At 60.8% G+C, this 25,441-nt stretch carries 23 protein-coding genes and 4 pseudogenes; 13 read left to right on the top strand and 14 right to left on the bottom strand.

The window, feature by feature from the left end:
- The first annotated feature begins 59 nt into the window (after nt 1–59).
- The 3 genes from ACX3P1_RS20015 to ACX3P1_RS20005 are packed head-to-tail and all read left to right on the top strand — an operon-like array spanning nt 60 to nt 2,793.
- Nucleotides 60–914, top strand: coding sequence for an ABC transporter permease (locus tag ACX3P1_RS20015; protein WP_459081347.1), 855 nt, complete (start codon nt 60–62; stop codon nt 912–914).
- The gene (locus ACX3P1_RS20010) at nt 914–1,717 is read left to right on the top strand and encodes an ABC transporter permease (protein WP_459081346.1); all 804 of its coding nucleotides are present in this window, start codon (nt 914–916) and stop codon (nt 1,715–1,717) included. The genes ACX3P1_RS20015 and ACX3P1_RS20010 overlap by 1 nt, the downstream gene beginning before the upstream one ends.
- Complete coding sequence (locus ACX3P1_RS20005; RefSeq protein ID WP_459081345.1) at nt 1,714–2,793, top strand: ABC transporter ATP-binding protein; 1,080 nt, start codon at nt 1,714–1,716, stop codon at nt 2,791–2,793. The genes ACX3P1_RS20010 and ACX3P1_RS20005 overlap by 4 nt, the downstream gene beginning before the upstream one ends.
- A gap of 661 nt (nt 2,794–3,454) precedes the next feature.
- Here ACX3P1_RS20005 and ACX3P1_RS20000 read toward each other — a convergent pair.
- From ACX3P1_RS20000 to ACX3P1_RS19965, 8 genes are all read right to left on the bottom strand, one after another.
- Entirely contained in the window at nt 3,455–3,655 is a 201-nt protein-coding gene (locus ACX3P1_RS20000; protein ID WP_459081363.1) for a hypothetical protein, read from the bottom strand.
- A gap of 259 nt (nt 3,656–3,914) precedes the next feature.
- Nucleotides 3,915–4,613: a helix-turn-helix domain-containing protein gene (locus ACX3P1_RS19995; RefSeq protein ID WP_459081344.1), complete on the bottom strand. Its 699-nt coding sequence runs from the start codon at nt 4,611–4,613 to the stop codon at nt 3,915–3,917.
- 338 nt (nt 4,614–4,951) lie between these two features.
- Nucleotides 4,952–5,230 (bottom strand): hypothetical protein, encoded by a 279-nt coding sequence (locus ACX3P1_RS19990; protein WP_459081343.1) that lies wholly within the window; start codon nt 5,228–5,230, stop codon nt 4,952–4,954.
- A gap of 10 nt (nt 5,231–5,240) precedes the next feature.
- On the bottom strand, nt 5,241–5,936 hold the full coding sequence (locus ACX3P1_RS19985; RefSeq protein ID WP_459081342.1) for a hypothetical protein: 696 nt from the start codon (nt 5,934–5,936) through the stop codon (nt 5,241–5,243).
- A 93-nt stretch (nt 5,937–6,029) separates the two neighbouring features.
- Nucleotides 6,030–7,427, bottom strand: coding sequence for an APC family permease (locus ACX3P1_RS19980; protein ID WP_459081341.1), 1,398 nt, complete (start codon nt 7,425–7,427; stop codon nt 6,030–6,032).
- 12 nt (nt 7,428–7,439) lie between these two features.
- Nucleotides 7,440–7,607 carry a hypothetical protein gene (locus ACX3P1_RS19975; protein WP_459081362.1) on the bottom strand — a complete coding sequence of 56 codons (168 nt, stop codon included), beginning with the start codon at nt 7,605–7,607 and terminating at the stop codon, nt 7,440–7,442.
- Nucleotides 7,608–7,716: 109 nt separating this feature from the next.
- Nucleotides 7,717–8,097: a hypothetical protein gene (locus ACX3P1_RS19970; protein WP_459081340.1), complete on the bottom strand. Its 381-nt coding sequence runs from the start codon at nt 8,095–8,097 to the stop codon at nt 7,717–7,719.
- Nucleotides 8,098–8,101: 4 nt separating this feature from the next.
- Nucleotides 8,102–8,419: a hypothetical protein gene (locus tag ACX3P1_RS19965; protein ID WP_459081339.1), complete on the bottom strand. Its 318-nt coding sequence runs from the start codon at nt 8,417–8,419 to the stop codon at nt 8,102–8,104.
- A 557-nt stretch (nt 8,420–8,976) separates the two neighbouring features.
- On the opposite strand from ACX3P1_RS19965, the pseudogene ACX3P1_RS19960 reads away from it, so the two are divergent.
- Nucleotides 8,977–9,099, top strand: a pseudogene (locus ACX3P1_RS19960) (DUF2924 domain-containing protein); the annotation flags it as partial.
- 316 nt (nt 9,100–9,415) lie between these two features.
- On the opposite strand, the pseudogene ACX3P1_RS19955 reads toward ACX3P1_RS19960, so the two are convergent.
- Nucleotides 9,416–9,619: pseudogene (locus ACX3P1_RS19955) on the bottom strand (IS21 family transposase); the annotation flags it as partial.
- Between the two features lie 586 nt (nt 9,620–10,205).
- Between ACX3P1_RS19955 and ACX3P1_RS19950 the strand changes: the two are divergent.
- On the top strand, nt 10,206–11,099 hold the full coding sequence (locus tag ACX3P1_RS19950) for a MurR/RpiR family transcriptional regulator (protein WP_459081360.1): 894 nt from the start codon (nt 10,206–10,208) through the stop codon (nt 11,097–11,099).
- 59 nt (nt 11,100–11,158) lie between these two features.
- Nucleotides 11,159–12,940, top strand: coding sequence for an NAD(P)-binding domain-containing protein (locus ACX3P1_RS19945; RefSeq protein WP_459081338.1), 1,782 nt, complete (start codon nt 11,159–11,161; stop codon nt 12,938–12,940).
- Between the two features lie 26 nt (nt 12,941–12,966).
- Here ACX3P1_RS19945 and ACX3P1_RS19940 read toward each other — a convergent pair.
- A pseudogene (locus ACX3P1_RS19940) lies at nt 12,967–14,204 on the bottom strand (amidohydrolase/deacetylase family metallohydrolase).
- A 180-nt stretch (nt 14,205–14,384) separates the two neighbouring features.
- Between ACX3P1_RS19940 and ACX3P1_RS19935 the strand changes: the two are divergent.
- The 3 genes and pseudogenes from ACX3P1_RS19935 (at nt 14,385) to ACX3P1_RS19925 (ending at nt 17,045) form a co-directional block, all read left to right on the top strand.
- Nucleotides 14,385–15,139: pseudogene (locus tag ACX3P1_RS19935) on the top strand (SDR family NAD(P)-dependent oxidoreductase).
- An 80-nt stretch (nt 15,140–15,219) separates the two neighbouring features.
- Nucleotides 15,220–15,714, top strand: a complete 495-nt coding sequence (locus ACX3P1_RS19930; RefSeq protein ID WP_459081337.1) for a hypothetical protein — start codon at nt 15,220–15,222, stop codon at nt 15,712–15,714.
- 56 nt (nt 15,715–15,770) lie between these two features.
- On the top strand, nt 15,771–17,045 hold the full coding sequence (locus ACX3P1_RS19925; RefSeq protein ID WP_459081336.1) for an L-fuconate dehydratase: 1,275 nt from the start codon (nt 15,771–15,773) through the stop codon (nt 17,043–17,045).
- A gap of 32 nt (nt 17,046–17,077) precedes the next feature.
- On the opposite strand, the gene ACX3P1_RS19920 is transcribed toward ACX3P1_RS19925, so the two are convergent.
- From ACX3P1_RS19920 to ACX3P1_RS19910, 3 genes are read right to left on the bottom strand one after another with little or no spacing between them, the layout of a single operon-like run.
- A complete protein-coding gene (locus ACX3P1_RS19920; protein WP_459081335.1) occupies nt 17,078–18,007 on the bottom strand; it encodes a ribokinase in 930 nt (309 codons plus the stop codon).
- Nucleotides 18,008–18,011: 4 nt separating this feature from the next.
- Nucleotides 18,012–18,467: an RbsD/FucU family protein gene (locus tag ACX3P1_RS19915; RefSeq protein ID WP_459081334.1), complete on the bottom strand. Its 456-nt coding sequence runs from the start codon at nt 18,465–18,467 to the stop codon at nt 18,012–18,014.
- Between the two features lie 34 nt (nt 18,468–18,501).
- Nucleotides 18,502–19,560 (bottom strand): ABC transporter ATP-binding protein, encoded by a 1,059-nt coding sequence (locus ACX3P1_RS19910; RefSeq protein WP_459081333.1) that lies wholly within the window; start codon nt 19,558–19,560, stop codon nt 18,502–18,504.
- Nucleotides 19,561–19,863: 303 nt separating this feature from the next.
- Here ACX3P1_RS19910 and ACX3P1_RS19905 point away from each other — a divergent pair, with 303 nt between their 5' ends.
- The 3 genes from ACX3P1_RS19905 to ACX3P1_RS19895 all read left to right on the top strand — a co-directional run bounded on the left by ACX3P1_RS19905 (nt 19,864) and on the right by ACX3P1_RS19895 (nt 23,685).
- Entirely contained in the window at nt 19,864–21,540 is a 1,677-nt protein-coding gene (locus tag ACX3P1_RS19905; protein WP_459081332.1) for an ABC transporter substrate-binding protein, read from the top strand.
- A 117-nt stretch (nt 21,541–21,657) separates the two neighbouring features.
- Complete coding sequence (locus ACX3P1_RS19900) at nt 21,658–22,758, top strand: carbohydrate ABC transporter permease (RefSeq protein WP_459081359.1); 1,101 nt, start codon at nt 21,658–21,660, stop codon at nt 22,756–22,758.
- Nucleotides 22,759–22,767: 9 nt separating this feature from the next.
- Nucleotides 22,768–23,685: a carbohydrate ABC transporter permease gene (locus ACX3P1_RS19895; RefSeq protein ID WP_459081331.1), complete on the top strand. Its 918-nt coding sequence runs from the start codon at nt 22,768–22,770 to the stop codon at nt 23,683–23,685.
- Between the two features lie 26 nt (nt 23,686–23,711).
- Here ACX3P1_RS19895 and hxlB read toward each other — a convergent pair whose 3' ends face one another.
- A complete protein-coding gene (hxlB, locus tag ACX3P1_RS19890; RefSeq protein WP_459081330.1) occupies nt 23,712–24,281 on the bottom strand; it encodes a 6-phospho-3-hexuloisomerase in 570 nt (189 codons plus the stop codon).
- A 126-nt stretch (nt 24,282–24,407) separates the two neighbouring features.
- On the opposite strand from hxlB, the gene ACX3P1_RS19885 reads away from it, so the two are divergent.
- The gene (locus tag ACX3P1_RS19885; protein ID WP_459081329.1) at nt 24,408–25,430 is read left to right on the top strand and encodes an aldo/keto reductase; all 1,023 of its coding nucleotides are present in this window, start codon (nt 24,408–24,410) and stop codon (nt 25,428–25,430) included.
- Nucleotides 25,431–25,441 lie beyond the last annotated feature (11 nt).

Raw genomic sequence — 25,441 nt, 5'->3', positions numbered from 1 at the left:
TCATCCTCCCGCAAGCCGTCCGGACGCCGCCCGGCGTCCGGACGATCCGGATCAGCATCATGTCGCAAGCCGCAAGCCGCACTTCCTTCGCCATGCCGTCCGGCCTTTCCGGTGCGTTGCCGGCACTGGTCCTCATTTCGTTGTTCTTCGTCGTGCCAGTCGTGGCGCTCTTGTTGCGTAGCGTCACCGAACCGGTCCTCGGTTGGCAGAACTATGCCGCGCTGTTCGGCGACGGCACTTACGCGCGGATATTCTTCAACACATTCCTCGTCGCCTCGGTGGTGACCATCGTCACGGTTGTCGTGGCGTTTCCGGTCGCCTGGATGCTGGCGATCATGCCGCCGGCGCTCGGCTCCATCGTCTTCGGGGTCATCATCCTGTCGATGTGGACGAATCTGCTCGCCCGCACCTATGCATGGATGGTTCTCTTGCAGCGCACCGGCGTCATCAACCGGACCCTGATGGTAATGGGCATCATCGATGAACCACTACCGCTCATCAACAACCTCACCGGCGTCACCATTGGCATGGTCTATATCATGCTGCCCTTCATGATCCTGCCGCTGGTCGGAACCCTGCGCGCGATCGATCCGATGATTTTACGCGCCGCTTCGCTTTGCGGCGCGAGCCCATTCGCCGCCTTCCGCCGCATCCTTTTGCCGCTTTCGCTTCCCGGCATCGCCGCCGGTGGGCTGATGGTCTTCGTCATGTCGCTCGGCTATTTCGTCACGCCGGCACTGCTTGGCGGAACGTCCAACATGATGCTTGCCGAAATGATCGCCCAGATGATCCAGTCGCTGCTCAACTGGGGGCTCGGCAGCGCCGCCGCCTTCATTCTTCTGGTCTTCACCATGGCGCTCTATGCGGTGCAATTGCGCTTCGTCGGCGCCAAACGTCTGGCGGGAGGCGTCTGATGCTGCTCGACTACGAACGCATGGGCCGGCCGCTGCGTGTGGCCCTTCTCGGCTTCACGGTGCTGGTTGGCGCTTTCCTGTTGCTGCCGGTTGTTTTCATCATCCTTCTTTCCTTCGGTTCATCGCGCTGGCTCGCCTTTCCGCCGCCCGGCTGGACGCTCAAATGGTATCAGGAGCTTTTTGCCGACCCGTCCTGGCTCGAAGCGGCGCTGACCAGCGCGCGCATCGCCGCGCTGACGGCGGTTCTCGCGGTGGTCATCGGGCTGCTGGCCTCCTTCGCGCTGGTCCGGGGCAATTTTCGCGGCCGCGAAATCCTGCGCGGCCTGTTGTTGACGCCGATGGTGCTGCCGGTCGTCGTCTTCGCCATTGCCATCTACGCCTTCTTCCTGCGGCTTGGGCTGGGCGGCACCACTATCGGCTTCGTCATCGCCCATACGGTTCTGGCGCTGCCCTTCGCCATCATCCCGATTGCAACCGCGCTCGAAGGCTTCGACAAGTCAATCGAGGATGCGGCCATCGTCTGCGGCGCAAGTCCGTTTGAGGCGAAGCTTCGCATTACCTTGCCGTCGATCAAGATCGGTATCTTCTCGGCAGCTATCTTCGCTTTCCTGGCGTCTTGGGACGAGGTCGTCGTTGCCATCTTCATGGCCAGCCCGACGCTGCAGACGCTACCGGTCAAGATCTGGGGTAGCCTGCGCCAGGATTTGAGCCCGGTCATCGCCGCCGCATCAAGCCTGCTCGTTCTCCTGACCCTGTTCCTGATGATCGCAACGGCGCTTATCCGCCGGAGGTTCTCGAAATGACCCAGCCTTTCCTCTCGATTCGCAACATCCGCAAGACGTTCGGCGCGGTGGTCGCCGTCCATGACGTCACCATCGATATTCCGCAGGGCGAATTCCTGACTTTCCTCGGGCCATCGGGTTCCGGCAAGTCGACGACGCTCTACGCCATCGCCGGCTTCCAGGACCCGACGGCGGGCGACGTGCTGCTACAGGGAAAGTCGCTGCTTGCGGTGCCTTCCCACAAGCGCAACATCGGCATGGTGTTCCAGCGCTACACACTGTTTCCGCATTTGTCCGTCGCCGAAAACGTGGCGTTTCCGCTCAGGGTGCGGCGCCGGCCGGATGCCGAGGTAAAGCGCAAAGTCGCCGACATGCTGGCGCTGGTCAGGCTCGAGAGTTTCGCCGACAGGCGTCCGGGTGCCCTTTCTGGCGGCCAGCAGCAGCGGGTGGCACTGGCGCGGGCGCTCGCCTACGATCCGCCGATCCTGTTGATGGACGAACCGCTGTCCGCCCTCGACAAGAAGTTGCGTGAGGAAATCCAGGCCGAAATCCGCCGCATCCATCGGGAGACCGGCGTGACCATCCTCTATGTCACGCACGACCAGGAAGAGGCGCTGCATCTTTCCGACCGCATTGCCCTGTTCAAGGACGGCCGCATCGAACAGGTCGGCACGGGCGAGGACCTTTATCTGCGCCCGGAAACCGACTTCGTAGCCGGCTTCATCGGTAATTCGAATTTCCTGGCTGCCGAATGCCTTGAAACCGCCAATGGGGTGGCGACGATCCGTCTTGCCGGCGGTGAGGTCGTCAGCGGCGTGAAGGCCGGCCAGCCCATCGAGCGCGGGCAGAAGGCGCGGCTGATGGTGCGGCCGGAAGCCTTTCGCCTCAAGGCCGGTACGGCAACCGCCGGGCTTGCGGTCGAAATCGTCGACCGCGCCTTCTTCGGCGAGCGGCAGCGGGTGGTGGCGCGAACCGTAACCGGCCAGGAAATCGATATCCGGCCGACCGCCGACATGGCCGACACGCACGGTGGCGAGGCGTCGGGAAACCGGCAGGTGTTCTTCGATCCGGCCGCCGCATTCCTGTTTCCCGCGTAATCAGCACGCTAGGGACAGAAAGTAAGTGTTCGCTATGCCAACTTGACGGATACGCTCTGCGCGCCAAAGCGCTACACGGTCAAGCCGCAGCGGCAAACAAATAAAGGCTTTCATTCGGGGCATATTCAAGCAAGCTTTTCATATATGACGTCCAAAGCCTTGACCCAGGGGCTTGTTGCCTCATCCGCGAGGACAATATCAAGGCCAGCTTTTGGTTTAGATGCCGTCAGTGGCAATCTCATCCGATATATCACGCGGACTGCGCTGAGGGTTGATCCGGGCGTACGCCGCAGCTCATGCAACATTGCCTGACACCATAAGTCGGGCTTGTTTCAATGATAGACCTTTGTTTATGAACCAATTCTCCAGCGAACCTATAAAGCGGTACATCCATCCGGACAGGCACGCGCCTATGATCGAAAGGTCGAATTTGCTCTTCACTTTCGAAGGTAACCTGTGCCGGCGCGTGCCAGTATTCGTTGACCCTCAGTGACGGCTGGGAAAAGAGGCATGTGTCCGTCTGTCAATGATCGCGGAATCGGGATCCCGTATTTTCGCGCAATAAGGGGTCTGACGCACATTTGCTGAAGGACGGATGCTACGTGGCTCCGATCAATCTTGCCTGAAGCAGGTCAATTTTTGCGCGCCCATGCATCTGCCGTTAGATCAGTTTGAGCTTCGTGATCTGACCTTCGGTCCGGCCGTTTGACCAGGGAGACGAGATGGCGTTTCGAACAGCGGCGATGTCTTTCCTGACGCCCTTCGCGAATGAAGCGACGATGCTGGCGGCGGCGTGTTGAAGCCAGCGGTCGAGTTTGTCGACGGCCTTGGATTTGATCATTTGTTGGAAGTCAGCGATCACGGTTCGCGCAATCATGTGGTAGGGAACATTGCTCTCGATTGCGGCGACCAGTATCGCGTCGGATTTGGATAGATCGTACCGCGCCAGCGGCGGCGCCGGCTGATGGCGGTCACGTGGGAAGCCTTTTCCGCTGCGTTCTTGACTACAATCCAGTACGCGTCGCTCAACTTTCCGGTCGATTAGGGATGGATCCGTTAAACAGTCCCCAGCAACTCAGCTACTTCATCACGATCTTCATCGCGGCGCTTAGATTGCGAGGTTAATCCTCAGTGCCTTCCAGCCGATAGGAGACGATGGACAGGAAGCGTATTGGCAATTTCGTTAGCTTATTGGGACCGTGTGGCGCATCAGCGTCAAAGAACAAGCTGTCGCCCGGAAGCATGGGGTAAAGCCTGCTGCCGTGGCGGTAGATGATTTCGCCCTCCAGCATGTAGAGGAATTCAACCCCTGCATGCCGAAAAAGTGGAAGCGGATCGGTGTCCTTGGTCAGGATCGTAAGATAGGGCTCGATCGAAACCCTGGAACGGGCACCGATATAGTCCAGAAGATTGTTTTGGCGGCCGGTAGCGGCGCCTCGGCTAATTTCCACACCCGCCCCGCATATGACGAAGGCTGCGTGGCGTTCTTTTTCAAAGCGTTGCAACAGTGACGTAAGTGGCACTGCCAAGGCAAGTGCCAACGCCTGCAGCGTTGTCAATGACGCGGATATGGTCCCGTTTTCAATCCTCGACACCATGCCGACCGAGATGCTTGCAGCACTGGCAAGCCCGATCACGGTCATGCCATGCCGCCTACGAAGCGCCCGCACCTCCCGCCCAATTGCCGCCTCCATGAGGTTTTTGGGCTCATGGACCGCATGCGAATCTTGACGCAGGACGGCCGTCAAGTTTTGAGCCTGCCGTATCCTCACGCTGGATTCCGCAGGGCCGGTCCGAAGGTCGGGAACTGCTGTCCTCACTTTTGGAACCTTGCGCTTTTCGCCAAGCGGATATGGACTCACCTGGTCTGGCCAACAAATACCCCTACCGAAATGATGGTCGTCGATCCTGTTTTCCCGTCTCGCCGCTCGCCGGGCCTAACGGTACGGTGAACAGGAGGATTTTCTCCAGCTTCTTTCTTCCTAGCCAACGAAGCGACTGACGAGCATCTTATCTGGTCCGCAGGCGCGCTCCAACGCGAACCGGACCCAGTGGCCGCGTTTACTTTTCGAAAGATGCGATCCAAGGACTGCGGTCGTCGCTCAAAACTAATGGCATTGTCCAACGTCATTCATGTGTGTCGATCTGTTCTTAACCCTCACTTAAGTAAACTCGCGGCCTGAAGCTTTGATACGTACCGCAATCGGGCACGCCGATAGGCATCGGGAATCGAAAGCGCCCAGACGAAGAGCCCACCGGCGTGCCGTGCGACAAAGGATTGATCGGGGGTGGTCATCACATAGGTCAGCACGGAAAAAAGTACCACGAAGAGTGCGAACACCAGCCCGCGTGGAGCCTCGCGGATCGCGACGTGGCCAACTCCCGGCAGCGCGACAGCAAGTGCGAGCACGACGTACGGCGAGATAGGCTTTTTCATCGTCTGTGCGTCAGAGCGTTGCATGGTCAAGAACCAGGCATTCTTCGTGTAAAACCTGGCTAAGTGCTTCAGCCTCGGAAATCGCGCGCAGCACGAGATCTTGCGAAATCTCGGTGATAGGGAACCGTATTTGCCTCAGCAGAAGGTGAGCGCCGCGATCGCCCTCCGCCGCTTGCCGGACAAGCCGCACGCCGCGCGAGGTGATGGTCGCTTCCTTCACGCTCGGGTCGGAAAACAGCGACCGGAAAAGCGCCGAGACAGATGCTATCTGTGGGGCGGAGGCGCGACCATCGCCCCGCATCAGCAGCGCGGACCCGGTTGACGGTGGTGTCATCCATTCGGGCAGGTCGTGGACGATCGAGTAGAATTCGGCTCCCGTGGGCCGGGCGAGCGCGCCGATCGACGGTCTGCGTCGTACGGCAGTCTCGCTTAGAGTCAACTTCAGCCAAAGTTGCGGAAGCCTGCGAAAGACCATCGTGTCGGCAATGAGTTCGATTGTCACCCGCCGGCGATCGGGCAGGCGCCCGGCAAGAACCGGAAAGGAATCGCGGGCCAGAGTGATTTTCGCATCGGAGAAAAGTCGCGCCGCTGAATTCAGGAGGCCGTGCCTTAGCATGAGCGCAGCGCGATGATCCTGCAGCGCGCGTATCGACAGCCAGGCTACCGAAACCGCAACGAAGATCACAAAGACTGTGCTTGAGGCCATACTGCCTACCTGGGCTTGAAGTGAGGCGGCCGAATGCGCTTCACTCCATAAAAGGTGCGGCGGCGACGATATGGCGCCGCCGCAATGATCTGGTTAATATCCTTGCGGCTTCGGCCAAGGCATCGTGAACTGATCTCCCCGGCGCACGAACTGATAGCGCCGGAAGTGGAACCATAGCGAGGCCACGATGTAAAAGCACATCATCGCAATGAGTTGGGTGCCGTAACCCAGAAACACCGCAAAAAACGCAGTCGAGCACAGGATGAGGAGGATGATCGTCGGCAACGGGTGGAACGGGTGCACATAACCGCGCTTTATCGTGCCCAGCGGCCATTTCCTGCGAAACATAACCATATTGAACGTCATGAAAGTGTAGCCGAGAAGGCCCGACAGAATGGAGAACGTAACAACCTGATCCAGCGGCGCGCCGAGCGCAAAGATCAGCGCGATCGGCACGAGGAATACGATCGACCGATATGGCGTGCGATAGACCGGATGGACGGCGCCGAACCAGCTTGGAAGGTAGCGGTCACGGCCCATTGAGAACCATGCCCGCGAGGCGTCGTTGATGCAGCCATTGGCGGATGCCAGCGTCGCGAAGATTGTCCCGATGAAAAGCAGGACCATCAGGCCGCTATTGCCCGTTACCCGTGCCGCGTCGAACAGCGGCGTACCCGCCTGGCCGAGATATTCCCACGGGATCAGGCCGGAGCACATGTACCATGTCATCGTCGCGGCGATCAGCAGCGTCATGATGCCCGCCATGGTGCCGTAAGGCAGCGATCTCGCCGGAGAACGCACCTCTTCGGCTGCCTGGCAAGTGCCTTCGATGCCGAGATAATACCAGAGGCCGAAATGCAGGGCAGCGATCATACCCACCCAGCCATAGGGAAGCGGTTCAGAGGTAACGGCCGAAAAGTCGAGCGGCACGTTCGACACACCCAGATTGACGGCAAGGAAGAGCACGCAGACAGCCGTGAACGCGACCGCCACGATCACCAGGTTGAATGTCAGCGTGGCAAGCACGCCGCGATAGTTGAGCCACGCCAGGAACATGACGGCGAGGACGATGAACGGCTGCTGGTGGAGTCCCGAATGACCCTGCATCCCGGCAACGGCATCGAGCAGGAAACCCACGGTTATCGCGTTGGCCGCTTCCAGCATCGTGTATGCCATCACGAGGAAAAGGCCGACGTTGAAGGCCATCAGGGGGCCGACGATGTGCTTGGCCTGCGCATATTGGCCGCCGGCGGCCGCGACCGTGGAGGTCACTTCGGAATCGATCATCGCCACGCAGGTGTAGAGCAGGCCCGCCACCCAGCAGGCGACCAGGCCAGCAATCATGCCGCCTTTGCCGACCGAGAAATTCCAACCCATGTATTCGCCGACCAGCACGATTCCGACGCCAAGCGCCCACACATGGGCGGGGCCAAGTACGCGGAGCAGTTGAAGCCGTTCCGGCTCTGCCTTGGCTGAAGGTACATTCGCCATCGTCATCGTCCCTTAAATCGTATGACGTTCCTGCACAGCTTCGAACTCGCCTTCGCGAGAAGAAGTCAGCAGGTCGTTGTCATAGGTCGTGTCGATGCGGATGAGGTCGACGAGGAGAAGGGCGCCAAACACGAAAGAAAGGCCCCACGCCGCGTACTCCAGAGCGTTCCACAGATCCATAAGTGTCCCTCCCCGAGAGCGTGCGTCCAACCCGACGTCAAAGGCCGCTCTGACTTTGATTGAGCATCGAATAATCCGATAACCGGTAACCGCTTTTCGGTTTGATACTCTAGCGCTTCGATCCGAACCGCTCAGCTATGACGTCCCGATACTCTCTGTCGGAGAGCCTCACCACGAGAACGAAATAGCCTATGACAAGGACGACCATGACGATCAGCGCCATCCAGCTAAAACTGTAGTCGAAGCGTGCTGTGATCATATCGTTGGCGGCCGCAGGGTCGGTGATGCCCAAAGCGGCCCATTGCTTCTGCTCGTCCAGGTTCTGGCCCAACGCTTCCCAGGTGGGATTTGCGATGGGGTTTGGTGTTTTGGCGGCCCCGGCAAGCCCCATGTAAAGTGGAATGTAGAGAGCCCCCACGGTGAGAACCAGCAAGGTAATAACGTCTATAACCTGGGCCACAAGCCCCTGCTCTTTGGGTTGGTATGCCATTGATTCAGCCCCGCCGCTTACGCATCGCATCGAGATGCTTGAGATCGAGCCCATAAATGAAATGCCGGTCTTCGCTGTAATGCTTGAGCATCGCAACGATCGCCGCGGTATTGAGCATGAGAACAAATCCGCCTGCGATTATCAGAACGATCTTGATGGCGGACACAGATATGAAAGGCCATATTTTGAAGAACGTAAATAACAACGTTATCCAAAGAGCAACGACAAAAATAATCAGCGCCACCCTGTCTTGAGCGTGCATTCTATCAATACGCCGCCCGAGATCTTCTTCTTCAGCGTTGTTTACCAGCGCTATCTCCATAGGACCACCCTCCAAGGTTTAACCCAAGGTCAACTGCGTTTCTTTGCGCGAGAAGATGCTCGAACGAGCGGAATGTTTAGGAAAACATATTTAATGTCAAGAAAATCCGTTGTTGCATTTGCGGTGTAATTTCTTCGCAATTGCGAAGTGGAGCTGGAACCCTCGCGCTAGCAATGTGCGGTCTCAACCGATTGGAAAGCACACTAGGCACGCGGGTTTCTATCGGCGCTGGTGGGAAGAAACTCAGCCTCCCTCTGGTAAACGAGATCGGCAAGGATGGTGTCCCTCGCTATCGCATCGACGATAGAGCAAAGGGCGCGTGATCCTCATGCGGGCAAAGCTTGATATTGCCGCGGAGATCGCAGCCTTGGGCGACCTCTTGCGTGTTGAACTCGCTGTTCGATGGGCGAAGATTTACAAATGCCACCCCCACATGGTGTTCGTCGGGATTTGTTGATCAGGGCGGCGATGAATCGGGTCGAGAAGAGGCTCATAGACCGCAACGGTCTGATAACTAACACTGGGGATCAGGCTGGCGGTCCCATCGCCGCCGCCCCAGTGGCGCTAAGCGGCAACGGAGGTGTCTTCTGCCGGGTGCCGCGCTGCTGCGAGACTGGAACGGCAGAACGCATGTCGTCGATGTGCTGGAAACCGGCTTTGCCTTCGAGGCGAAGGTCTAGCCCTCACTGTCGGTGATCGCGCGCAAGATCACGGGCGCGCACTGGTCTGGTGCCAAAGGCAAGACGGACATGGCTACAAACATAAGCACGGTGGTCGGAATCCATCGGGTAGGAATTCTGATGCCTGCCTAAAGGCCGATGCCCAACGGCTGGACTTTTCTATGTGTGCTATATAATGCTAAGATTCCGTTTTGAACATCATGGATGTGTTGTTCTGCGGAGCAGATTCGCTCGACCACCCAGCGGCGAGGCAGAACCTCGAAGCCCTTTTGGGTGTCGGATCGTCGGATGATTTCGATGCCGAACTCCAGGTAACGTCCTCATCAAGCCGGTGATTGATCGTTGAAACAAACGCATCCAGCTTGGGCCGCCGGATCGGTGACTGGCGCTGATAGTCGGGCGGCGTCGAATACGACATCATCTTGGCCACGCTATCGCGCGATATGTTGAAATGCTTTGCAGCCTGACGTCGACTCATTCCTTCAGAACAGGCCAGACGAACCTTCAGATATAATTCCACGGTATAGATCCCCAACTCTCCTGCTCCTGTCGCAGAAGGAAAATAGGTGGCCGGCTTTTACACCGCCCGAAGCGGGACTATCCCGCCGCTACCGTGGTAGGTTTTTGCACCGCCGCTCTCACCCGAAAACGTATCATATTTACCAAGTGGTCCGGGAAAGGATTGAAATGCAGTTGCGGTAGGTGCTCCCTCCCAGCCCCACTTCGGCAGGGGCTTTCTTGCTATAGGAAACCGACCACCGCCCGCGTTCATTCGTCCCTCGGGGATTGCGCCGTGACCATCAAGGTCGTCTCTTTGCCAGACGAGTTTGTAACTATCCTACTTAGTTGTCAAGCGAGACAACGAATTGGCGTAACCTGCATACGATAACTTGTCTTATCTAATTGAATATATACATTTTAATGACCCTTGAAGAACGTGTTGCATTCCTACATACTCACGGTGACGGCTGGTCGGATGAACCCGTCGCAAGGAGTGGACCGGCATGGCTCGAAACGACGACCTGCGAGCAAAGCGGACGAAAGCGCCCGCCCCGAACCAGGCGAACGGCGGTGCGCGCGCCGTTTCATCGCGGGCCGATGCCGGGATGCAGGACGATGCGCCGCGCATCCCCGACATCATTTCGCTGATCAAGGAGAGCTATAGCAATCTCAGCCCGGCGGAGCGGGCCGTCGCCGACGTGGTGCTAGAGAATGTGCAGTTTTCGGTCGATGCGTCGAATGCGGTGCTGGCGCAGCGCGCGGGGGTCAGCGAACCGACGGTAACCCGTTTCTGCCGCACGATCGGCTGTGCGGGGGTACGCGATTTCAAGCTGAAGCTCGCGCAGAGCCTAGTCGTGGGCGCGCTCTATCTCAGCAGTGAGCCTACGGCGGACGCCGCCAATGGCGTGCCTTGCTGGAGCGCCGTTTTCGGCGAGGCGCGGCGCGCGCTGCAGGAAGCCGAACGCCAACTGGACCCGGTACAGGTGCAGAAAGCGGCCGACCTCATCGCCAAGGCACGGCAGGTGGTGGTGTTCGGCCTCGGCGGCAGCGCTTCGGCGCTGGCGCAGGAGATTCAGTACAGGCTGTTCCGGTACGGCATCACGGTGAGCGCGCACTGCGACCCTTACGTAATGCGCATGGCCGCTTCGACCCTGAAGCCGACCGATCTGGTCATCGCCATCTCGGCGACGGGGCGGACACGCGAAGTCATCGAGGCCGTCGAGATCGCCAAGCACTACCGGGCGGGCGCGATCTGTCTGACCGCGCCCGATACCGATCTGGTGCGGGTCAGCGATGTCGCGCTGACGGTCGCGGTTGCCGAATACCCCGACACGCTGAAGCCGACGGCGTCGCGCTTCGCGTTCCTGGCGGTGATCGACCTGATGGCGGTGGCGACCGGCTACGCGCTTGGCCCATCCGCCCGCGAAACGCTTCGCCGGATCAAATACAATGTCCAGATCCATCGCACCGGCAAGGAAATGGAACCGCTGGGTGACTGAGACCGCAGCGCGCCAAGCGCCCAGCCCGGAAAGGCCGCGCATGCAACAGGGGAAGATCGATGCTCGTGACCGCACCTTCGAAACAGGCAGCCGCTTGGCTCTGTTCCTTGGCACAGGCGCTGGAGGCGCGCGATTCCAGCGCGGCGGCGGGCCTCTTCCTCGAAGGTTGCTATTGGCGCGACCTCCTCGCCTTCACCTGGAACATCAAGACCATGGAGGGTCGCGACGCGATCCGGGACATGCTCGATGCGACGCTGGCGACGGGCCGGCCGGACGGCTGGCACCTTTCCGGGGAAGCGGCAACGGACGAAGACGGCTGCGTGGAGGCGTGGTTCACCTTCGAGACGGCTGCGGCGCGCGGGCAAGGGGCGATCCGTTTACGCGACGGCAAATGCCGGACCCTGTTCACGGCCGTGACCGAGCTTAAAGGGTTCGAGGAACGCAGCGGGCCGAAGCGCCCGCTGGGCGTCAAGCACGTGGCCGACCCCGACCGCGAGACCTGGTCCGAGGCACGGCGGCGCGAAACGCAGGAACTCGGCACTGAAACCCAACCCTATTGCGTGATCATCGGCGGCGGCCAAGGTGGTATCATGCTGGGCGCACGGCTGCGCCAACTCGGCGTGCCGACAATCATCTTGGAGAAAAACGCCCGCGCCGGCGATTCATGGCGCAACCGCTACCGTTCGCTCGTGCTGCACGACCCGGTTTGGTACGATCACCTGCCTTACGTCCCGTTCCCGGAGCACTGGCCGGTGTTCACGCCCAAGGACAAGATGGGTGACTGGCTTGAAATGTACACGCGCGTGATGGAACTCAACTACTGGACCTCCAGCACCTGCGCCAGCGCCTCCTATGACGAGGCGGAAAAGACCTGGACCGTCGAGGTGGACCGCGATGGCGAGCGCGTCACGCTCAAGCCCAGGCAACTGGTCTTCGCCACCGGCGCCTATGGCCCGCCCAGGATGATCGACCTGCCGGGCGCCGACGTCTTCAAGGGCGAATTGCTGCACTCCAGCCGGTATTTCGACGGGTCGCGTTTTCGCGGCAAGGCCTGCGCGGTCATCGGCGCAGCGAGTTCCGGCCACGACGTCAGCGTCGACCTGTGGGAGAGCGGCGCAAACGTCACCATGATCCAGCGCTCGCCGACGACGGTGGTGAAATCCGGCACCTTGATGAATCTGGCATTCGACACTTATTCGGAAGATGCGCTGGCGCGGGGCATCACCACCGAAAAGGCGGACATGATGGCGGCCTCCGTGCCTTTCGCGCTGATGCCGGAAGGCCAGAGGCGACTCTATGACCGGATCAGGGCGCGTGACGCCGATTTCTACGACCGCCTGTCCGGCGCCGGTTTCGCCATCGATTTCGGCGACGACGAGACCGGGCTGATGATGAAAGCACTTCGCACCGGGGCGGGCTATTATATAGATGTCGGCGCCTCGGACCTGATCATCGACGGCAAGATCGGCGTGGTCAGCGGGGTTGGCATCAAGTCGCTGACCCCGGACGGCATCCTGTTCGAGGACGGCAGGGAGCTTGCCGTCGATGCCGTCATCGCCTGCACCGGCTACCAATCCATGCACGAGACGGTCGCTCAGGTGGTGTCGCGCGAGGCTGCGGACAGGATCGGGCCGTGCTGGGGTCTCGGCTCCGGCGTTCGCGGTGATCCCGGCCCGTGGCATGGCGAGCCGCGCAACATGTGGAAGCCGACCGCGCAGGAAGCGCTGTGGTTCCAGGGCGGCAATCTGGCGCTGTCGCGCTTCTACTCGAAGCTCGTGGCGATGCAGATCAAGGCCCGGATGGAAGGAATTCCAACGCCTGTCTACGCTGCGCCGAAGTGAGGTAGGCCGGCGGTCTCCGCAGGCACTTATTGCTGCTGCGGCTTTCTCGCGAAGTAACGCGTGGCGAGATCGACATGCGTGCATTGGCGAGACGGCTGGAAGTGCTCCGTCTCCTCCGCATTGTCGTCCTCGTTCGGCCACCATGTTACGCCTGCAACGATGCCGTCACTGACCAGCCGCTGGTCGGCGACCATGGCCGTTCCGCGTGAATCGATGAAGGTGAAGCGGCCGGAACGCTCGCGAAGCACCGCGATATCGGCAGGCAGGCCGACAGCGAGCCGGCCAAGGTCCTCGCGGCCGATCACGTCGGCCGGCTTTTGCGTGGCGGCGCGCAAGACGTTCAGCAGCGGCATGCCCAGCGCCTGCAGCTTCGACATGCAGACCAGCATGTCGAAGGAAGGACCATCGACACAATAGAGGTGGACGTCGCTTGAAATGACATCGGGCGCCAGCCCTTCCTTCAGCATGGCGCGCGCCACATCGAAATCAAACGACCCCATGCCGTGGCCGATGTCGAAGATGACGCCGCGTTCGCGCGCCAGCCGCATGTCCGGCCGCACCGTGCCCGAGGCGAAAATCGGCGCGTTGGGAAAAGGCCGGAAGCAATGCGTCAGCACATCGCCCTTGCGCAGGCGCGGCAGAACCTGGGAGCGGCCCGGCGGTGGCTCGTCGATATGCGTCATCAGCGGCAGGCCTACCGCATCGGCGGCCTCCAGCGCGATGTCGACCGGTGCGATGCCGCTGGTGCCGCCGGCGATACGGCCGGACCTAACCTTGACGCCAACGATCACGTCCGCATGTTCGCGCACGATCGCCACCACCTCGCGCGGATTGCACAGGTTGAGATCGCCACACTCGCCGACCATGACCGTTTGGGAAAAGCCGAAAATGCCGGCAAAGGAAATGTTCACATAGGCAAGGATGCGGACCCTGGAGCGTTCCATGACGTGCGCCGAAAGCCGAGAAAATTGCCCGCCTCCGCGCTGCCCGCGTCGATGAGGGTTGTGGTGCCGCTCTTGGCCGCCAGCCAGTCGGCATCGACGTCTAGCGAGGTTCCACCCCAATAGACATGGCTGTGCAGGTCGATCAGACCAGGCGTCACCAGACAGCTGGAGGCCTCGACCACGCGGGCAGCATTCGCGGCCGGCAGGTCCGCTTCGATAGCTACGATCTTGCCGTCGCCAACGGCGACATCGCGCTCCGCATCCAGTCCGGACGCTGGGTCGATGACCCGTCCGCCTTTCACAAGAAGGTCATAGCGCATGTGTCACCTTGTCGTCGTGCATGGTTGCGATCCTCGTGCAGCTTTTGTTGGAAAGCAACATTATGTTTGGAAGCCGTGTTGCTTTCTTACAAAGCGACCGGCATCTTGCGTTCCACCTTCAACGATTGTTCCATGAAGCCTAGGCTTTCGGACGTAAAGTGCTGCACAGGCGGACGGTGCATGATCGGTTTCAAGGGTCGCACGGTGGTGGTGACGGGTGCCGGCGGCGTCGGCAGCGCGCTGGTCGGGGTGCTGTTCGAACTCGGCGTCAGGGTCGTCGCCTGCGATGTCGAGGGAAGCGATCTGGCAAGGCCGGAGATTTCGCAGGCGCATCATTTCGACCTGCTCGACGACCGCGCCGTCGCCGCGTTTGCCGATCAGGTCTGCACGGAGGCCGTGCCGGCCGCCGTCATCTCCAATGCTGGCTGGACCCGAGCCGAGACGCTGGCGGGCGTTTCGACCGACGCGCTTGACCATGAAATGAACATCAACTTCCGCAGTGCGGCATTGCTGACGCAGGCATTTCTTCCCGCGATGCGCAGCCAGCCGGAAGGCACGGCCTTAGTCTTCATCTCGTCGGTCAACGCCTTCGTCCATTGTGGGAACCCGGCCTATTCCGCCGCCAAGGCGGCGCTGAACGCATGGATGCGGGCGGTGGCGACGGAAGAGGGCCGAAACGGTGTCCGCGCCAATGTCGTGGTCCCGGTTCTATCAGGACCGGCGCCTGGGATCACCGCATCGCGCAGGAGCCGGGCATTCTGGCTGCGGTGAGCAAGCTTTATCCGCTGGGCAGGCTGGTGGAGCCGGTGGAGGTGGCGCGGGCGGCGGCGTTCCTCGCCTCCCCCTTCGCCAGTGGCATTTCCGGCACCACCTTGAATGTCGATGCCGGCTTGCTGGCCGGCAATCTGCCGTTTCTGGAATTGATTTCCGGGTAAGGTCAAGGCGCTGGACTAGACCGTTCAGGGGACGGAACGGCTCGACCAATCGGAACATTTCATCACGGGGAGAGGCCAAGATGATATTTGACAGAAATCCGTTTCCGCCCGGCGATGCCGACCGCCATGAACTGTGGGAAATGCTGGTGCGGCGCGACGTGGACGCCTTCCTCGCGCAGGACTGGTCGATGGTTCAGGGCGATTTCGTGACCCCGGGTTTTTTCGGGATGCACGCCCATTTCCTGAACAACCCGGAGTCCTGGCGGCTGCAGTTCCCTTCGGTGGATGCCTATCGCAACGAATGGCTGCGACAGGCCCGAGAAACCGCTTCGACTGAGTTCGCGGAGCCTTTGCGTGCCGCGCTGTTTCGGGTCACCAACATGCGCGATATCGACGTCGATGGCGACAGTGCGGTTCTACACAAGAAGTTCCATGGGACGATCGCAAAGCCGGGCGGCGCAGTTGAACAGCTCAAATGGCAAACGCTGTATTTCTGCACGAGGGTAGCAGGGCGGTGGAAAATCGTGGGCTTTGTCGGTTACATGCCTCATCCACTCAGCTTCCAGGAGGATTAACCCGGGGCTTTGAGGTTCATCATCGTCGACCGTTATTCAGTCAGGAGAGACAGGAAATGCACAGGATAACCGACATCAACGTTTTCGATCTCCGTTTCCCGACCTCCAGACAACTGGACGGGTCGGATGCGATGAACCCCGACCCGGACTATTCGGCGGCCTATGTCATCCTCAAAACCGATGCGGTTGGTCTCGAAGGGCACGGCTTCACTTTCACGATCGGACGCGGAAACGAGGTGGTTTGCGCCGCCATCGAAGCCTTGCGGCACCTTGTGGTTGGCCTCGATATCGACGCGATCCGCAAAGAACCCGGCCGGTTCTGGCGTAACCTGACGGGCGACAGCCAGTTGCGCTGGATAGGGCCGGATAAGGGCGCGATCCATCTTGCCACCGGCGCGGTCGTTAACGCCGTCTGGGACCTTCTGGCCAAGCAGGCACAAAAGCCTGTCTGGCGTCTGGTCGCCGACATGGAGCCGGAAGAAGTCCTCAAGATCGTCGATTTCCGCTATCTGACCGACGTGCTAACGCCGGACGACGCGCTGCGGATTCTCAAAAAAGCTTCAGCGGGTAAGCGGGAGCGCATCCGGGTCCTGCAGGAAAAGGGCTATCCCTGCTACACGACCTCGGCCGGCTGGCTAGGCTATTCCGACGAAAAACTTCGCAGGCTGTGCCGAGAGGCCGTCGACGCCGGTTTCAACCATGTAAAAATGAAGGTGGGCGCGAATCTGGACGACGACATTCGGCGCCTGACGATCGCGCGCGAAGTGCTCGGCCCGGATCGCCATCTGATGATCGACGCCAACCAGGTATGGGAGGTGGACGAGGCCATCGAGTGGGTAAACAGGCTGGCTTTTTGCAAGCCGCTTTTCATCGAGGAACCGACCAGCCCGGACGATATCGCCGGGCACCGCAAGATTCGTCAGGCCGTTTCGCCGGTAAAGGTGGCGACAGGCGAAATGTGCCAGAACCGTATCATCTTCAAGCAGTTCATCGCGGAAGGCGCCATTGATATCGTCCAGATCGATGCCTGCCGGATGGGAGGACTGAACGAGGTGCTGTCCGTGCTGCTGATCGCAGCGAAATACGGATTGCCGGTTTGGCCCCACGCAGGGGGCGTCGGGCTTTGCGAGTATGTGCAGCACCTTTCCATGATCGATTTCGTCGCGGTTTCCGGCACGATGGACGGCAGGGTGATCGAATATGTAGACCACCTCCATGAGCATTTCATGGACCCATGCATCATTGAAAATGCGGCCTACAAGGCGCCATCCCTGCCGGGCTTTTCCGCGCAGATGTTCCCGGAAACGCTGACGCAATTCCAGCACCGGTAGACGTCTGTCGCCGACACGCCGAGACCAAAATCTCACGCTTTGGCGAGCAGCGCCTCGACCTCGCCAAGCGTCGGCATGGAGGGAGCGGTGCCCGGCCGCGTCACCGAAATGCCGGCGACCGCCGATGCGAACCGGACCGCTTCGAGTGGCTCGACGCCCCGCGACAGCGCGACGGCCAATCCGCCGTTGAAGGCGTCGCCCGCGCCGGTGGTTTCCGCGACCGGCCCGGCATCGAAGGCCGTCACATGATGCGAGCCGTGCTGTGTGTGCAGCAGCGCGCCCTTGTCGCCAAGGGTGATGATCGCGGTCCCCACGCCCTTGGCGAGCAGGACGGCGGCGGCGCGGCGGGCGTCGTCAATCGAAAAAACCTTCACACCGGTCAGTTCCTCGGCCTCGGTCTCGTTGGGCGTCATGTAATCGCAAAGCCCGTAAATACGCTCCGGAAGTGAGGCTGCCGGCGCTGGGTTGAGGATCGTCATCACCTTCGCGATACGGGCTATTTCCAGCGCGCGCAGGGCCGCGTCGATGGGCTGTTCGAGCTGGGTGACGAACACGCCGGCCGAGCGGATCAGGCCGGCGGCGGCGTCGATGTCGGCTGGCGATATGAGCGAGGCGGCACCGGGGCTGACGATGATGGCATTGTTGCCGGTAGCTTCTTCCACGAAAATATAGGCAGCCCCGGTATAGCTGTCGGGCGTGTCGATGGCGGCGCTGATGACGCCGGCCTGCGTCCATGTTTTCCTGGCGAGGTCGGCGAAGGCATCGACGCCGAGGCGCGTGAGAAAAGTGACGTCCGCGCCAAGCCTGCCGGCCGCAACGGCCTGGTTGGAGCCTTTGCCACCCGGGCCGAGCGTGAAGGAGGTTCCAAGGATCGTCTCGCCCATCCTCGGTTGCCGGGAAGCCCGGTACGCGGTGTCGGCGACGAAGACGCCAAGGATGATGATTGGCTTGGCCTTGACCATGGCGCTACTCGGCGTCCGGCGCGACGACGCCCTTGCGGAAGGCAAAGCACCCGTAGAAGCGGCGCTCGCCCGTCTGGATCACGCAATAGGCCTGCTTGGCGCGTTCATAAAAAGCGTAGCGTTCAACCGGAAGCAGCGGCAGCGACCGCCCTTCGGCCTTGTCCACCACCTGCTGAACCTCCTGCTGGACGGGTGGAACCTCGTCCGGATGGCCGACAATTTCCATGCGCGCGGCGGCATCGTCGACAAAAGTGTCGAGCGGATAGAGTGACAGGATGGCTTCAATCGCCTCGGCGGCGGTGACGTTGTCGATGCGTAGCAGCTTGCCGAGCCGCGTCTGCCGCGCGGTCGAATCGGAGGGGAAATTGGTGTCGGCGATGATGAGATCGTCGCCATGCCCCATCGCCCGCAGAGCGTGAAGCACATCGGCATTGAGCAGCGGGCTGATCCCTTTGAGCATTCTTTTGTCCCCAAATCCCCGTTCCGCGGTAAAATCAGATACGCTGGCCGCTATCCGCATCGAAAAGATGGACCTTGTCCATCCGCGGTTTCAGGCGAAGCGTATCGCCCAGCGTGAAGTCCTGGCGTTCGCGAAACAGGGCGACGATCTCGTTATCGCCAAACCGCAGGAAGACCAGCGTTTCCGAGCCGGTCGGCTCGACCACCGAGACGCGCGCCTCCACACCGTCCGGGTGGATTTCGAGATACTCGGGCCTGATGCCGTAGATGACGCTGCGTCCGCCTTCCAAGCTTCTGCTTGGCGGAATCGGAAAGGCTACGCCGCCGATGTCCACCACGGGATTCGCGCCGGCCCGAAGTACCCCCTTCAGCAGGTTCATCGAGGGGGAGCCGATGAAACCGGCGACAAACAGATTGGCCGGGCGATCGAAGAGGTCGAGCGGTGCGCCGACCTGCTCGATACGGCCGTCGCGCATGACGACAATCTTGTCGGCCATGGTCATCGCCTCGATCTGATCGTGGGTGACGTAGATCGTAGTCGTCCTCAGCCGCTGGTGGAGTTCCTTGATTTCCTTGCGCATCTGAACGCGCAGTTTCGCGTCGAGGTTGGAAAGCGGTTCATCGAACAGGAAAACCTGCGGATTGCGCACGATGGCGCGGCCCATGGCGACACGCTGGCGCTGGCCGCCGGACAACTGCCGGGGATAGCGCTTGAGATAGGGCGCGAGGTCGAGAATATCGGCCGCCTGGGTCACCCGTTCGGAAACGATTTTCGGGTCCGTCTTCTTCAACTTCAGTGAGAAGGCCATGTTCTGCTCGACCGTCTTGTGTGGGTAGAGCGCGTAATTCTGGAACACCATGGCAATATCGCGCTTGGCCGGCGGCAGGTTGTTGACCACCCGCTCGCCGATGGCGATCGTGCCGCCGGACACCGTTTCAAGACCGGCAACCATCCGCAGCAAGGTGGATTTTCCACAACCCGACGGGCCGACCAGAACCACGAATTGTCCATCGGCGATGTCCACGCTGACATCGTGCAGGACCTTTACCTGCCCAAACGCCTTACCCACATTGGTGATCGCGACCTGAGCCATTTGCCCTCTTCCGGCCCTAGGAGCCATTTTTCCAGCGAAGCTAACCAACGGAAACGGCGAGGGCAAGACGGTCTTACAGATAGCAAGACAGTCTCTTATAGATAAAAAGCTGAGCTCGTTGACACGGCTCCCGGTTACGAGAATAGTACCGCTCGCCAATCAGGTTACCTGCAGGACTGCCCGAACATAGGGTGTCGAGCGATGCGAGGCATCGCCGTTCCAATGTACGGGAAGGCGCGATCAGTGCGCCGTCATCCAGCAGTGCTGGCTTCGTGTATCGGGATCGTGTCTGGGAGGACCAATATGAAAGCAGGAATTTACAACCAACTCTTGGCGGCGGGTGCTACCCGTCGTGACGTGCTCAAGGGCGCAGCCAGTGTCGCGGCTCTTGCAACGGCGTCCGGTACCGGGCTGGGCATGTTCACCCGGCCGGCTTCGGCCGACGAAGCGCTGCGCAAGCAGATTCTTCAAATCCCCGGTGTCGGCAAGGGGCAGCCGACCGATGCCGATTTCCAGAAAGTCGGCAAGATGTGCCTCGGAGCGACCAAGGCCAGCATCAAGGAAGGCGAATTCGCCGGCGTCGAACTGACATTCATGGGCCTGAACAACCAGAACCTTCACAACGTTCTGTTTCGTGGCTTCTTGAAGCCATGGGAAGCTTATACCGGCGCCAAGATCAATTGGATCGATCTGGCCCAGGCCGATTACAATGCGCGCCTGCAGCAGTCGGTCGCCACCGGCACCGTCGATTTCGATCTCATCGAAATGGGCGCGCCCTTCGAAGGCGATGTCTGCGGCAAGGGGCTCACGTCGGAAATGCCCGATTGGGTCAAGACCCAGATCGAATTCGACGATCTGGTCAGCTACCTCAAGCCGCCGGTCGGCACCTGGGACGGCAAGCAGTATCGCGTCACGGTCGACGGCGATGCGCACAATTTCAACTATCGCACCGACGTGTTTTCGGATGCGGGGCTCGCGGAAGCGTGGAAAGCCGACGGCGGCGACAAGGCCGGCCTTGCCGAATGGGGCGTGCCCACGACCTGGCAGCAGGTACAGGCCACGACCAAGTTCCTCAAGGGCAAGAAGGCCGGTGGGCAGGATGTGTTCGGCTATCTCGACGCGCCCAAGCCATGGGGCGGCTTCGGCTTCTACTTCCTTGGCAGCCGCGCCACCGCCTATGTGAAACACCCTGACGACAAGGCCTGGCTGTTCGACGCCGATACGATGAAGCCTCGCATCAACAATCCCGGCTGGGTCCGCGCCATCCAGGATGTCGTCGACGCCTTGCCCTTCGAGCCGTCAGACCAGATCAACGCCGACCCGAACACGACTGCATTCCAGCAGTTCCTGGCCGGCACCGGCTCGATGGTGGTCTGGTGGGGCGACGTCGGTTCCAACGTCAAGACCAGCGATAGTTCGGTGGTCGGCGATCTGACCGGATTTTCGATCCTGCCGGGCTCCGACGACGTCTACAATTCCAAGACCGGCGCGTGGGAAAAACTGGCCAGCGGCCCCAACTTCGCTCCGAACTGCGCCTATCTCGGCTGGGGCGTCTACGTCATGGCGCGGGTTGATGGCGACGAGAAGAAGCACAAGGCTGCCTGGTCAGCCGCGGCGCATCTTGGCGGCAAGGACTTGTCCATCTGGACATCGATGTATCCGTCCGGCTTCCAGCCCTACCGCAACTCTCACTTCAACATCCCGGAATGGGTCGAGGCAGGCTATGACGAGGCGTTCATCTCGTCCTATCTGAAGTCGGAATCGGACAGCTACAACCACCCGAACGCGGCGATCGAGCCGCGCATCCCCGGCATCTTCCAGTATTATTCGATCGCCGAGGACGAGCTGGCCAAGGTCTTCGCCGGCCAGAATACCGCGCAGGCAGGCGCCGACGCCATCGCCGCCGCCTGGGAGAAACTGACCGACCAGATCGGTCGTGACAACCAGATCAAGCTCTACAAGGCTTCTCTCGGGATGTAGGCTTGCGAACTGATGAGTTCTGGCACGGCGGCCGAAACGCTGCCGGGCCAATCCGATTATCGAAGCTTCCTGAGCGGCAAAAGCGTGGCTGACCACACTTCGACCCACACATCGGCAATGAACGGATGGCCGGCGAATGCGGCTACAGGCGATCTGATACCGCCGGGCCGCAGAAGACTCGGTCGAGCGCTTATGGTGTTGGCGACGGCCTGCCTGCTGGCGACCATCCTGGTTCAGATATTGTACAGGGCGGGGAGCATCGGCTTCGGTTTCGATACATGGCGGCCGATCGTCTACGCCTATGTGCTGTGGGGTGTCGCGCTCGGCGTCAGCCAGGTGCTGAGGCGTGGCGAAGACGGCCAGCGCGCCCTGTTTTTGCTGCCGGCGCTGCTGTTCACCATTGCCATGGTCATTTTCCCGACGCTGTTCGGCTTCTATATCGCGTTGACGGACTGGAACCTTGCCTCCCTCAGCGGTCGAAAATTCAATGGGCTCGACAATTTCAGGCAGATGTTGGTCGATCCCTATTACCGAAACGCGCTGTTCAATATGGTGCTTTATGTGCTGGCGGTGCTGGTCGAATACGCCATCGCCTTCGGCCTCGCCCTTTTGCTCAACGCCCAGATTCGCGCTCGGAAATTCTTCCGCGTGGTGTTCCTGCTGCCCTTGATGCTGTCGCCCGTCGCGGTGTCGTGGATGATCGGAAAATCGCTGATGGAATTTCGTTTTGGACCTGCCGCGACGCTGGCGCGCCATCTCGGCTGGGAGAACCCGGCCTTTTTCAGCGATCCCATCACCGCGCGCGTCTCGATCATGGTGCTTGATGCCTGGACCTTCATCCCCTTCATGATGATCATGCTTCTGGCCGGACTGCAGGCGATGTCGCGCGAAGTACTGGAGGCCGCAAAGGTCGACGGCGCTACCCCGTGGCAGACGTTCTGGCAGGTTACGTTTCCGCTGATGCTGCCGGTGTCGGTGACGGCGGTCATCCTGCGCATCATCTTCAAGCTGAAGCTCGCCGACATCATCATCACGATCACGTCCGGGGGGCCTGGAGGCGCCACCGATTCCGTCACCAGTTTCATCTACCGCGAATACCGCGACCGTTCGAATGTCGGCTACGGCACTATGCTGGCGATGGTCTACCTGATCATCATCGTCGTGTTCGTGACCGTGCTTTTGAAGATCGCCAATCGCTTCGTTCGCAACGTCAACTAGGTGGCCGGCATGAGCGTACAGACCACCGACTATGCCACCACGGAACTTCGCTCGCCGGTAGGTTTTCTCGCCAGCCGCGTGTTCATCTACGGCGCGCTCGTCTTCTGGGCCTTTGTCTGCCTGTTTCCGATCTACTGGACGATAACGACGTCCTTCAAGACCGCCGTCGACGTGACGCAAGGCCATCTCATACCGTTCGTCGATTTCCAGCCGGACTGGAAAGGCTGGCGCTCGCTCGGCCTTTCGCCCGACAGCATCTTCCAGACCTCCACCGTGCGCGACGAATTCTTCAAGCGCTTCATCAACTCGGTGATCACCTCAGTCGGCGCATCGGCGCTGGCCATCGTCATCGGCAGCCTCGCCGCCTACGGGTTGACGCGTTTCCGCTACCGGTTCGGTTTCTTCAAGAACGAAGATATCTCCTTCTTCTTCCTGTCCCAACTCATCTTGCCGCCGGTGGCGCTCGCCCTGCCCTTCCTCGTGCTCTACCGCGAGGTGGGCATGCTCGACACGCGCATCGGGCTGATCCTGCTCTATACGCTGATGGTGCTGCCCATCGTCATCTGGATCATGCGCGACCAGTTCAATTCGATCCCGGTGGAGCTTGAAGAAGCTGCCCTCGTCGACGGCTTGTCGATCTGGGGCGCTTTCTTTCGGATCGTCATGCCGATCGCGCTGCCGGGCATGGTCGCGGCCTTCATCCTGGCGCTGGTCCTGTGCTGGAACGAATACTTTTTTGCCGCTCTGCTGACTTCCACCGACGCAAAGACCATCCCCGTCATGGTGGCGAGCCAGACCGGCTCGCAAGGCATCAACTGGTGGTCGATGGCGGCGCTCGCCACGGCGGCGATCACGCCGCTGGCCGTCATCGGCATCGTGCTCGAACGCTATCTCATCATGGGCATGACGGCGGGCGCGGTGAAGTGATTTTTGTTTCGCGACACCTTGCGACCCTATTCCATATTGGTGTTCCGGGCGCGCATGGTTTGCGATGCTTCGCCCCTCGAAACTTTCAGCTTCAGTACCATCACCTCGAACAGCACGAACAGCGCGCCTTCGAACACCGATCCCATCGGCAGCATCGATGTCTTTTGCGCCCCCTGGTCGTCGGCCATGGTCTGCGCCGGAATAGCCAGGGTGAAGTCGGCAAGGCTGGCAGCGCTGCTTGTCGGCTGTGCCGTCACCAGCAGGACGGTCGCGCCCGCCTCCTTTGCCACCCGCATCAAGGCGAGAACGGTCGATGTTTCGCCCGGCCCCGAACTGACCAGAAAAACGTCGCCCTTGCCCAGCGGGGGCGTCGTTATATCGCCGACCACCGCTACCGGAAGGCCGAGGTGATAGAGCCGCATCGCAAATCCCTTGATCTGGAGCGCTTCGCGGCCGCAGCCATAGACCACGATCTTGCCGGCACCGGCCAGCAATGCGCAGGCGGCATCGATCTGGCTTTCGTCCATGCGTGCCAACGCGCCGCCAAGCTCGTCCAGCGCTACCCTGAACAGGTCGTTCTCGTCCGGCCTCGTCATGCAAGCTCCGCCATCGGGTTCCATTTCCAGCCTGATCCTACGGCAATTCTCATGGCTGACCAACGGTTCGGCGCCCTTGGCACAACCCTATCCTGATAGGGTTCGACGGAGAACGGAGGCACCCCCATGAAGACCCGGCATTTCGACCGCATCGGCAATGGCGGACTGGATTTCACCGAACTCGGCTTCGGCACCGCGCCTCTGGGGAATCTCTACCGCGCCGTCACCGACGAGGATGCCAACGCCACGCTCGATGCCGCCTGGAACGTCGGCTGCCGCTACTTCGACACGGCGCCGCTCTATGGGCTGGGCCTTGCCGAGACCCGCCTCAATCCCTTCCTGCGCGGGAAAAAGCGCGATGATTACGTGCTTTCCACCAAGGTCGGCCGCATCATGCGCGCCTGCCCACCGGATCAGCGGACCGGGATCGGAAAATTCTTCGATACGCCTTCGCGGCAGGAGGTTTACGACTACAGCTACGACGGCGTGATGCGGTCGTTCGAGGCGTCGCTGGAACGGCTTGGTGTCGACCGCATCGACATCCTGTTCGCCCACGATCTCGACATGTTCACCCATGGCAGCCAGCAGGCCGCCGATCAGCGCATCGATGAATTCATGCGCTCGGGCTATTATGGGCTGCTTGCGTTGCGCGACCAGGGCGTCATCAAGGCTTTCGGCGGCGGCATCAACGAATGGCAGATGGCGCAGACGCTGGCCGAGCGCGGCGACTTCGACCTCTTCCTGCTCGCCGGCCGCTATACGCTCTTGGAGCAGGAGGCGCTGAGTTCCTTCCTGCCGTTGTGCCAGAAACGCGGCATCGGCATCGTGCTGGGCGGCCCTTATAATTCGGGTGTCCTGGCGACAGGGGCAAAACCGGGCGCCTTCTATAATTACGATGTGGCGCCGCAGGAAATCCTCGACCGCGTCGCGCGCATCGATGCCGTCTGCCGGCGCCACGGCGTGCGCCTGATCGAGGCCGCGCTCAATTTCCCGTTGCTGCACCCCGCCGTCGTCTCGATCATTCCGGGCGGCCAGCGGCCAGCCGAGGTCGAAAGCAACCGATCGCTGCTCGATAAAAAACTGCCGGCGGAACTGTGGGCCGATCTCAAACAGGAAGGCCTGATGCGCGCAGACGCACCAACCGCCTGACCGGAACAGAC

The sequence above is a fragment of the Mesorhizobium sp. A623 genome (assembly GCF_054489405.1).
This window is presented reverse-complemented; position numbering and strand designations above follow the sequence as displayed.

What these genes read in the sequence shown, in the direction of transcription:
- ACX3P1_RS20015 (WP_459081347.1), top strand. Translation starts at nt 60, where the DNA reads ATGTCGCAAGCCGCAAGCCGCACTTCCTTCGCCATGCCGTCCGGCCTT.
- ACX3P1_RS20010 (WP_459081346.1), top strand. Translation starts at nt 914, where the DNA reads ATGCTGCTCGACTACGAACGCATGGGCCGGCCGCTGCGTGTGGCCCTT.
- ACX3P1_RS20005 (WP_459081345.1), top strand. Translation starts at nt 1,714, where the DNA reads ATGACCCAGCCTTTCCTCTCGATTCGCAACATCCGCAAGACGTTCGGC.
- ACX3P1_RS19990 (WP_459081343.1), bottom strand. Translation starts at nt 5,230, where the DNA reads ATGAAAAAGCCTATCTCGCCGTACGTCGTGCTCGCACTTGCTGTCGCG.
- ACX3P1_RS19985 (WP_459081342.1), bottom strand. Translation starts at nt 5,936, where the DNA reads ATGGCCTCAAGCACAGTCTTTGTGATCTTCGTTGCGGTTTCGGTAGCC.
- ACX3P1_RS19980 (WP_459081341.1), bottom strand. Translation starts at nt 7,427, where the DNA reads ATGGCGAATGTACCTTCAGCCAAGGCAGAGCCGGAACGGCTTCAACTG.
- ACX3P1_RS19975 (WP_459081362.1), bottom strand. Translation starts at nt 7,607, where the DNA reads ATGGATCTGTGGAACGCTCTGGAGTACGCGGCGTGGGGCCTTTCTTTC.
- ACX3P1_RS19970 (WP_459081340.1), bottom strand. Translation starts at nt 8,097, where the DNA reads ATGGCATACCAACCCAAAGAGCAGGGGCTTGTGGCCCAGGTTATAGAC.
- ACX3P1_RS19965 (WP_459081339.1), bottom strand. Translation starts at nt 8,419, where the DNA reads ATGGAGATAGCGCTGGTAAACAACGCTGAAGAAGAAGATCTCGGGCGG.
- ACX3P1_RS19950 (WP_459081360.1), top strand. Translation starts at nt 10,206, where the DNA reads ATGCAGGACGATGCGCCGCGCATCCCCGACATCATTTCGCTGATCAAG.
- ACX3P1_RS19945 (WP_459081338.1), top strand. Translation starts at nt 11,159, where the DNA reads ATGCTCGTGACCGCACCTTCGAAACAGGCAGCCGCTTGGCTCTGTTCC.
- ACX3P1_RS19930 (WP_459081337.1), top strand. Translation starts at nt 15,220, where the DNA reads ATGATATTTGACAGAAATCCGTTTCCGCCCGGCGATGCCGACCGCCAT.
- ACX3P1_RS19925 (WP_459081336.1), top strand. Translation starts at nt 15,771, where the DNA reads ATGCACAGGATAACCGACATCAACGTTTTCGATCTCCGTTTCCCGACC.
- ACX3P1_RS19920 (WP_459081335.1), bottom strand. Translation starts at nt 18,007, where the DNA reads ATGGTCAAGGCCAAGCCAATCATCATCCTTGGCGTCTTCGTCGCCGAC.
- ACX3P1_RS19915 (WP_459081334.1), bottom strand. Translation starts at nt 18,467, where the DNA reads ATGCTCAAAGGGATCAGCCCGCTGCTCAATGCCGATGTGCTTCACGCT.
- ACX3P1_RS19910 (WP_459081333.1), bottom strand. Translation starts at nt 19,560, where the DNA reads ATGGCTCAGGTCGCGATCACCAATGTGGGTAAGGCGTTTGGGCAGGTA.
- ACX3P1_RS19905 (WP_459081332.1), top strand. Translation starts at nt 19,864, where the DNA reads ATGAAAGCAGGAATTTACAACCAACTCTTGGCGGCGGGTGCTACCCGT.
- ACX3P1_RS19900 (WP_459081359.1), top strand. Translation starts at nt 21,658, where the DNA reads ATGAACGGATGGCCGGCGAATGCGGCTACAGGCGATCTGATACCGCCG.
- ACX3P1_RS19895 (WP_459081331.1), top strand. Translation starts at nt 22,768, where the DNA reads ATGAGCGTACAGACCACCGACTATGCCACCACGGAACTTCGCTCGCCG.
- hxlB (WP_459081330.1), bottom strand. Translation starts at nt 24,281, where the DNA reads ATGACGAGGCCGGACGAGAACGACCTGTTCAGGGTAGCGCTGGACGAG.
- ACX3P1_RS19885 (WP_459081329.1), top strand. Translation starts at nt 24,408, where the DNA reads ATGAAGACCCGGCATTTCGACCGCATCGGCAATGGCGGACTGGATTTC.